The organism is Collinsella sp. AM15-2, from assembly GCF_003471985.1.
GTDB lineage: Bacteria > Actinomycetota > Coriobacteriia > Coriobacteriales > Coriobacteriaceae > Collinsella.
This window is the reverse complement of record NZ_QRKO01000020.1, coordinates 24,858-32,751: the sequence shown is the minus strand read 5'-3', so window position 1 is coordinate 32,751 and position 7,894 is coordinate 24,858. Positions and strand designations below refer to the sequence as shown.

Genomic DNA, 7,894 nt, shown 5'->3' with positions numbered 1-7,894 from the left:
CACGGCTTGCCGCGGAGTTGTTTTGGCCCAGACCGTTTTGATAGGCGCGCTCTTCTTCGTACAGGCGGCCGAGCGTGGGGGCATCGACGTTCTCGGCAAAGACCGAGAACTTGCCGGCGCGCAGCTGCGGATCGATCATAAAGCGCACGAGGGGCTCGCCGACAAAGACATAGCGGCGCTTTTCGGCCTGCGCCTTCACGAACTCGCGGACCTCGCGCGAAAGCTCGGGGTAGAACGGGGCGAGCATGGGATCGTCGTCGGCGGCGATCAGGATGGTATAGAGTGCCGGCGCCGTGTTGACGCCGTTGATCACCAGAGTCTGATCCTCCATGTCGCGAGCGGCCTGCTTGGCAAGCTTCTTAAAGGAGAACGGGGCACGGGTGGCACCGAAGATGCCGGCCACGTGGTCCTCGAAGATGTTCAGGAAGTTCACGAAAGATCACTCTCCGTATAGGTTCTTTGGTATCCGAGCAAATATAGGCATATCCCAACGATTATAGAGGATAGGGTTCCCGCAACCGCCGCCTTGGCGACGACCGCGGCTGCAAGGCTGGCAATTTCCATATGGTGTGCAAGACAGGACGCCGCTGCGCAGCCGATGCCGGCGACAGCGATGGCGGCGATTACGGCAAGGTTTGAGCCCTGATCGGCACGCTTGGCATGGGCGTTGAGCAGCGCAGATGACGCCGCGGCAGTTGCCGCTACCAGCACAAAGGCAGCCCAAAGGAGTGGGTCTCCCAGCGCTGCGGCAACGTTACCGAGCCCCAGCACGCCTCCGGCTGAAAGCGCGACCGTGGCCAGACGGGCAAAAAGTGCGCCCATGCCCGTTGCCGCGGCGGCGCTTGCCGGGCCGAGCCAAAATGACGCGACGCCGGCGGTGACCCCAGCTGCCAGGAAGGTATTGCCGGTCAGACAGCCAAGCGCGAGTGCACAGGTGAGTGCGGCGCTCGCGGCAGCCTCGGTGCGACCCCAGGCGATCCACCAACCGGACATGGCGGCGGCAAAGATCACCGCGACGGGCAACATCGACAGGACGCCCTGTGCCTGCATGGTGGCGTTTGCCATGAGCACCAAAAAGCCCACAGCCGAGATGGCCGAGCCAATCTGGGGGGCCAGGCCGGCCGCCGCTCCGATCGCGATAGCCGCAATGACCAGGCCGGGAAGCGCCGCGACGCCGGCCGTCTGCATCAGCAAAAAGCTAAAGGCGCCGCACGTTAGCGCCGAGATAGCGTGCATGGCGTAGTCGCGCGCATGGCTCCAGCGCGTGCCTGCCCAGCCGAGTGCGGGGTCGACTTCGATGGTGTCGTCCTCGTAGGTCGATGGCTCGATACCGTCTGCCGCGCGCTCGTCATCTGACAGCTCGCCCACCATCTGCTCCAGGCTGCGACGGCCCTCGCGCACGCTGCCCAAGCCGGCGAGCAGCTGGTCACAAAATGCCTCGATGCTGCTGGGGCGGTCCTGCGGCATGGGGGAGAGCGCGCTCATGAGCACGCTCTCGGCTCCCGGGGGAAAGTGTGGTATCAGCTCGCTGGGATAGGTGGCGCCGCCGATGATACGGCCGAGCGAGTCGGCGGGCGTGGCCGCCATAAAGGGAGCGCTGCCGCACAGGCCCTCGTAGATCACACAGGCGAGGGCAAAGACATCAGCGCGTTCGTCGACCGTGCCGGTCTCGATATCGAGCTGCTCGGGCGGCATGTAGCCGATGGTGCCGCCGCGCGAGCCGCCAAAGCCACCGGCGGACGACAGTCGCGCCATGCCAAAGTCGGTGAGCTTTACATTGCCCGAGTGGTCGATGAGCACGTTGGCGGGCTTAATGTCCAGGTGGAGTACGCCATTACTGTGGGCGAAGGTGAGCGCCTGGCCCAGGGCATCGGCAATGGCCGCGGCCTCGTCAAAGGTAAGTGAGTGGCCGTCCACGCGATGCAAAAACTCGGCCAGCGACATGCCGTCGACATATTCCATAACCAGGTAGGCATAGGCGGTGTCGTGCGTAAAGTCGATAACCTGCACGATATTGGGATGTTGAAGCATGGCGGCGGTGTGTGCCTCGCGCAGGACATCCATGATGTTGCTGGCGGGCATGCCGGCACCGTTGATAAGGGGGATGCGCTTAATGGCGACGCGGCGGCGCAGGTGCGTGTCGCGGCAGATCTCGATGGAGCCAAAACCGCCGGTCGCAAGCGTCTCGAGCGGCTGGTACCGCTTGAGCAGCTCGCGAGAGCTGGTGCCCTCCAAAGGAACGTCCGGCGAGAACCGGGCGGTATGTTGCGAGAAAAGCGGCATGGCCAACCCTCGTGCGTTTAAAGTTCGTTTGCGAGTGGCGGGCACGGGGCCGAGCCATTCGCGGTGGCATAGATGCTGCTAGTGTAGCACGCTCGGGCAGATGGCGAGGATAGCGGGATGCGAGGTGGCCCGATCGATTCGGCCCGTTTCGGCTCGTTTGGAAAGCGCATCTCAGTTTTCAGCCAAATTATGGGATGCGCTTTCCAAATGGGGTGGGCTGCGGAAACTGCATCCCAGAATATTGCCCTGGAACGGGATGCGCTTTCCGAACCGGCGTCCAAAAGGAAACCGCATCCCGCTTTGATGTGGGGACTGCGAACAAAAGCCGGACCGTGATCTGGCGCGGATTGGAGTTCGCCTGAATCATTGATGCTGGCTGGTGTGAGAACAGAGATAAACGAGCGGCTCGAGCGATATAATGACACGCTATGGAGGCCGTATGCTCTTTTCCCGCCGTTCTGCTACATTTGCCTGCGCCATTGCGCTTGTCGTAATGGCGGTCACCCCTTATCACCGGTTTTCATCTTCAATCGGCCTAGCGTCAGGTGCAATGACCTGGCTCGTTATCCTGGGCGCATGCCTCGCGGCGTTTGTTCATGGTGCTGCGCTATGCAAGGGGGGAATGAGAAGGCCGAGGCATCTCGGTGCCATCGGTGTTTTCCTTGGTGTTATTGCAACGGTTCCCGAATGGGCCGACCTGGCTTTCTATGCTCGCGGAGACTCTATTCCAATCGTGTTTGCACCGATTTGGTTGTTACATGGCGTTTCGTGTGTCTCGTGCTTTGTTGGGTCGCTGCTTCTCTCATATGTTATTTGGGGCACGGCGGACTCTCCTTTGACGCAGAGGTCGACACGGACTGACGAAAGGGAAACTCGTCACCCGCAGGACGCGATTTTTACAGAAACAATAGCCGTCATGTCTTGCCTGCTGTTTTGCTGTCGAGTTTCATGGAGAGTCGTTCCCGAGCCATGGGGGATGCCCCCTGTAACGGCCGCGTCAATTGGCCTTGCGCTTTTAATTCCGTTGGTCTATCTCGCATTGACTGTGGCCCCGCCGTTTTGCCGCCCTCGTGCCTTTGGCCATGGGCGGCGCGACGTGTTTGCCTGTTCTGTGCTCGTAGCAGTTCCTATTGGTCTTATTCCGGCTGTTGAGGCGGCATACTTCGCAAGCGATGCCGTGGTCATTGCATTGCTGGCGATGGGGTCCGTTATCGCTGCTGCCTTCGTATGCATGTTGCTAAGGGGGAAACGGGACAACAATTCGGATATCGCCTGTGCGTCCGACACATTCGATGCGGGGGTGTTTTCCCCTGCCCTGTCGCCTAGAGAAGAGCAGTTTGTTCGACTGCTGCTCAAAGGGAAAACGCCGGCGGAAATTGCCAAGGAGACGGATACGAAGCCATCGACGGTGAGAACAACGCTTCACCGAGCATACGGGAAGGCGTCGGTTGCGGGCTCACGCGAGCTCGTGGCGCTGTTTGCGGGTGAGGGCGATACTGTAGGGCATGAGCTACCGCAGCGGCATGCTGACGATATAGTGGCATCAGCTCGAACGCGCCGGCTGTTTCGATACCTGCTCACATTATTCTTTATCCTCCTTGCGGCGGGGCCCTTGGTAATGGCGGATAGCGATTGGGGGTCCGGTGTTTCGCGGGCTGTCGCCTTTTCCCTCTTAAGCTACGCATTGGGTCTCGGACTGCTTCTGTCGCTACGCTACGCGGGTGGAAAAGCGAATCGTGGCGCTGCGCTGGATAGAGCGGGTGAAGCGATTTGGCTCGGAAGCCCGTACGTATGGGCGGTGCTATCTGCTGTGGAATGGTCTTTTATCTATATCGCGGCATTGATGTGCATACGCGTTCCGTTGATGGCTGTGCCGGTCCTGTTTTGCGGCGTGGCGTCTACGGCTTCGCTCGCTGTTGGGCTGCGTCCGTTTAAGGTGCATGCCCATGCTCGGGCTATCGTGCCGTTGGTGTCAATGGGCATGGTTGCCTTAATCTATGCGGTCGCTAGGGGGCGAATCCATGGACTTGCGGTGCTGACGGGGGTGCTGCTCACATATATAGTGATGCGAAGCTGTCCGCAGCGCAAAATGCTTGGGATATGGATGCTTTGCTTCGGGGCGACGGCTCCTGTTTGGGCTGTCTTGCTCAATATGGTGCAGGATCTGACGGTTTTCGAGCCGTTGTTCCTCGCGTCGTTGTTGGGGCAAAGTTCGGCTGTCAATGTCGTCGTGGCAACGGTGATTGTTTGCTGGTCTGTGCCCATGTTCGTTACGCACATCGCGCTCGCCCGCTCGGTTGAGGACGAGAAGGCCGTCTTGGAGTACCGGGCGAACGGGTCCACCGAAACGGCCCGCGTGCGCCAGCTGGCCCTGCTTACATCGCGCTCCCTTTCTGATGTTCAGTCGCAAATTTTGCTGATGACGGCAGAGGGGGCAACGACAAAGGCCATTGCGGAGGATGTCGGTTACGCTGCATCTACGGTGCAAGCGCTGCGGTCTGCATCTTACCGCCAGTTGAAGATCAAGAATAAGGCGGAGCTAATTTTATTGTTATCGCAGGTAAATAACGTGTAAACGCCTGAGCAATCAACTCAATAGCGGGTGTTTACAGACATCTTTCTCTATTCATGCGAAGGTTTGCCGTGCGTCGACGCATTGTTAACCGCTTTTGATTGGAGAAGGCCATGATTAAGCCAAGGAGCGCTATTGCTCGAATCGGAGTCGGCTTGGTGATTGCAGCTGGTCTGTCCCTAGGGGTTCCCGCTGCATCGTTTGCACAAGAGGAGTTTGACACCTCTCAGGTTTCCAGCATTACTCAAAACGCCGATACGGGAATTACGACCTGTACGAACAATGCCGATAAGGCATTTAGTTTTCAATGTGCCGGGACGAGTGCAACTGGCTACCGTCAAAAGGATGATTCCTCATCGCTCTATCTGGATATCCAGGGCCATACGGGAAATCCGCTTCGGTTATATACAGACGGTGCGTATAACACAAGCGGTAGCGGCAGCATGAATTGTACTCAGGGAACGTATCGTTCGAATCACAAGGGACAGTGGGAAATGTATAACCTCGTCCGTGAGAACGGGCGATCTGCGGCGCGACTGACTGCATGGGCGGAGTCTGGCTACGGCACTGTTATTGGCGTATGGAGCCCCGACTGCGTCGGGCATTTCCACAAGCTTCCCGCATAGTTGTTTGAAATGGCTCCCTTCCGGCTTTCTGGGTCGGAAGGGGGAGGAGGACGTATGAACCAAAAGCTCGCAAGATACGAACTGTCGAAAACGATTAGACGTCCAGCTTTTATCCTTGCTCTCTTGATTGCGGTCGCAGTTGCAATAGCTGCCGCGCTGGAGCCGTGGGCAAATTTGGAAAAAGAGCGCCACAACCTTCTTTCTTTTGGTTACGGCGTTGGCGTGCAAGCCGAAAATTATCTCGGTCAAACACGTGAAAGCAGCTTCGGTAACTGGATTGTTGTGAGCGCGAACGCGCCACTGTCTGCGTCGGTGTTTTTCTATGCACTGCCCCTGCTTGCAATGTTGGCTGGATCTTGGTCGTGTCTCTTTGAGCGTTTGAGTGGTTATGACATGCAGATATGCACGCGCGTTTCCAGAAAGGCGTACGTGAACGTAAAGATGCTGTCTGCTTTCCTCTCCGCGTTTACAGTGACTGCCATTCCTCTGCTCGTCAATTTCCTGATCGTCTCGATGCTTTTTCCTGCGTATCTTCCTCGGGTCGATGAGTCGACTTACGTAGGACTTTACCTGCATAGCTACTTCTCCGGTCTATTTTATTCGCATCCTTTGTCATATGTGCTCGCATACACGCTGTTCGATGCTGTCACGCTCGGGACTTTATCCATGGCTGTAACTGGCTTCTCAATTTTGTTTCGTAGCAGAATCAAAGCGATAATTGTCCCGTATCTGCTAATGGTTGCGTGGCATTTTGCAAATGGCTGGATCTTCGGCGTAATGGCTTGTGTGGGGTTTAACTGCAATATCCTCAACAGCATCAGGTCGGAATCGCTGAATAACTGGCCAGACATTCGAGCCGGTTTTGCGGAAATCATATTATTGACCCTTGCTTCGTTGGCTTTTTCTGGGGCGTGGAAAAGACGCGAGGTGGTCTGATGCTGTTTAGGCTGGTCGCCGCGGACCTGAGGACCGTTTTGAAGAAGAACATCATCACTTTTATTGCAATTGCGGCAGTGACCGTTGCGAACTTGGTGTACGCCTACGGATTGTCTTCTGTGTATGGGGTTAGAACGGATACCTTGGGGTTTGCGGATAATCTTGCGCTCGTGTTTGCCGGATCTGCTCCGTTTGAGCCTAGGCCCGGGGTCATGTTTGTGCCTCCGCTAGGATGGCTATTTCTCATTCTGCTTATTCTCTATACAACACTCGACTATCCGACCGAATCGTTGCACGGGTTTGGTTTGCAAGCGCTTGTTCGATGCCGGGCAAGAACCCTTTGGTGGGTCTCGCGTTTTATCTTGGTGGCGGCAGTAACGGCATTTTCACTGCTCGTGGTGGTTTGCTCTGTTGTGATTTGGAGCTTGGTGGTGAGCTCCTCGTTCAGCGCGGTCATTCATGGTGAGTCGCTTCAACTGGCTAATTTGGCGCCGTGGTTTCTCAAAGCTGCCGAGGCAGATGCGCTGCCGTTTTTCATAGGTCTCTTATTTGCTTTTGAGGCGCTTGCGTTTGCGCAGGCAGCGGTTGGGTTTGTGCTTGGGTCGTCAGTCTCGTTTGTGGTTTTAATGAGCTACCTGATCTGCTCGGCATATGCACGACATTGGGCGCTATTGGGTAACGCCTTGATGCTGTTGCGCTGGGGTGGAATTGTCAAAGAGGGAATCGCGGCGGGCTCGAGTGTCTTGTCATCAATTGGGCTTATGTCGTTATGCCTATCGTTGGGTGGACTGTGGTTTCGAAGGGCCGACCTTATAGAAAAGGGGGACAAGATATGAGTGTGATCGTAAGGGGCGTATCGAAGCGCATGGGTAAAAACGATGTCCTGCGCAACGTGTCCATCGAGGTTGACCCTGGGACTGTGGTCGGGCTTCAGGGGATAAACGGTTCGGGTAAGACCATGCTCATGCGAGCGGTTTGCGGGTTGATCAAGCCTACCGAAGGCGAAATCTCTATCGATGGCCAAAGGCTTGGGGCGGACATCTCGTTCCCGCCGAGTCTGGGGATGTTGATCGAGGCGCCTTCCTTTTTGGGATATCTGTCTGGCTACGACAATCTGAAGCTCATCGCTCAGATCAAGGGCGTTGCCACCCCCGAGGACATTCGCTCTGCCCTGCGGCTCGTGGGGCTCGATGCAGACGAAAAAAAGAAGTTCCGAGCATACTCGCTTGGGATGAAGCAGCGTCTGGGGATAGCTGCGGCAATTATGGAGAAGCCGAAGCTGCTTGTTCTCGATGAGCCAACGAATGCCCTCGACGAAGCGGGCGTTGAAATGCTCAAGCGCGTTGTGGCGATGGCGGCATCAACGGGTCGTGAGGTCCTTCTGTCCAGCCATGACGGAGAGGTGCTCGAGGAACTGGCCGATCGGGTTTACTGCATGCGCGACGGTGCCGTTGTGAAAGTTCGGGAAAGGTCGTGA

The 7,894-nt window shown here is 57.2% G+C and carries 7 protein-coding genes; 5 read left to right on the top strand and 2 right to left on the bottom strand.

Features of this window, described 5'->3' with window-relative positions; translation table 11 throughout:
* The coding region (locus DW171_RS08330; protein WP_118270934.1) for an FhaA domain-containing protein at nucleotides 1-433 on the bottom strand (433 nt) is incomplete at its 3' end.
* Nucleotides 430-2,283, bottom strand: a complete 1,854-nt coding sequence (locus DW171_RS08325; RefSeq protein WP_118270930.1) for a serine/threonine-protein kinase — start codon at nucleotides 2,281-2,283, stop codon at nucleotides 430-432. The genes DW171_RS08325 and DW171_RS08330, both read right to left, overlap by 4 nt.
* 439 nt (nucleotides 2,284-2,722) lie before the next feature.
* Here DW171_RS08325 and DW171_RS08320 point away from each other — a divergent pair, with 439 nt between their 5' ends.
* The 5 genes from DW171_RS08320 to DW171_RS08305 all read left to right on the top strand — a co-directional run bounded on the left by DW171_RS08320 (nucleotide 2,723) and on the right by DW171_RS08305 (nucleotide 7,894).
* Nucleotides 2,723-4,858 (top strand): LuxR C-terminal-related transcriptional regulator, encoded by a 2,136-nt coding sequence (locus DW171_RS08320; protein ID WP_158551214.1) that lies wholly within the window; start codon nucleotides 2,723-2,725, stop codon nucleotides 4,856-4,858.
* 110 nt (nucleotides 4,859-4,968) lie between these two features.
* Nucleotides 4,969-5,481, top strand: coding sequence for a hypothetical protein (locus tag DW171_RS10105; RefSeq protein ID WP_124785772.1), 513 nt, complete (start codon nucleotides 4,969-4,971; stop codon nucleotides 5,479-5,481).
* A 54-nt stretch (nucleotides 5,482-5,535) separates the two neighbouring features.
* On the top strand, nucleotides 5,536-6,417 hold the full coding sequence (locus tag DW171_RS08315; protein WP_089573265.1) for a hypothetical protein: 882 nt from the start codon (nucleotides 5,536-5,538) through the stop codon (nucleotides 6,415-6,417).
* 38 nt (nucleotides 6,418-6,455) lie between these two features.
* Nucleotides 6,456-7,253, top strand: a complete 798-nt coding sequence (locus DW171_RS08310) for a hypothetical protein (protein WP_147326479.1) — start codon at nucleotides 6,456-6,458, stop codon at nucleotides 7,251-7,253.
* Nucleotides 7,250-7,894, top strand: coding sequence for an ATP-binding cassette domain-containing protein (locus DW171_RS08305; protein ID WP_089573263.1), 645 nt, complete (start codon nucleotides 7,250-7,252; stop codon nucleotides 7,892-7,894). Before DW171_RS08310 ends, DW171_RS08305 begins: the two co-directional genes overlap by 4 nt.

Bases quoted from the DNA above. Each gene is read 5' to 3' on its own strand.
- DW171_RS10105 (WP_124785772.1), top strand. From the start codon at position 4,969: ATGATTAAGCCAAGGAGCGCTATTGCTCGAATCGGAGTCGGCTTGGTG.
- DW171_RS08325 (WP_118270930.1), bottom strand. From the start codon at position 2,283: ATGCCGCTTTTCTCGCAACATACCGCCCGGTTCTCGCCGGACGTTCCT.
- DW171_RS08305 (WP_089573263.1), top strand. From the start codon at position 7,250: ATGAGTGTGATCGTAAGGGGCGTATCGAAGCGCATGGGTAAAAACGAT.
- DW171_RS08320 (WP_158551214.1), top strand. From the start codon at position 2,723: ATGCTCTTTTCCCGCCGTTCTGCTACATTTGCCTGCGCCATTGCGCTT.
- DW171_RS08315 (WP_089573265.1), top strand. From the start codon at position 5,536: ATGAACCAAAAGCTCGCAAGATACGAACTGTCGAAAACGATTAGACGT.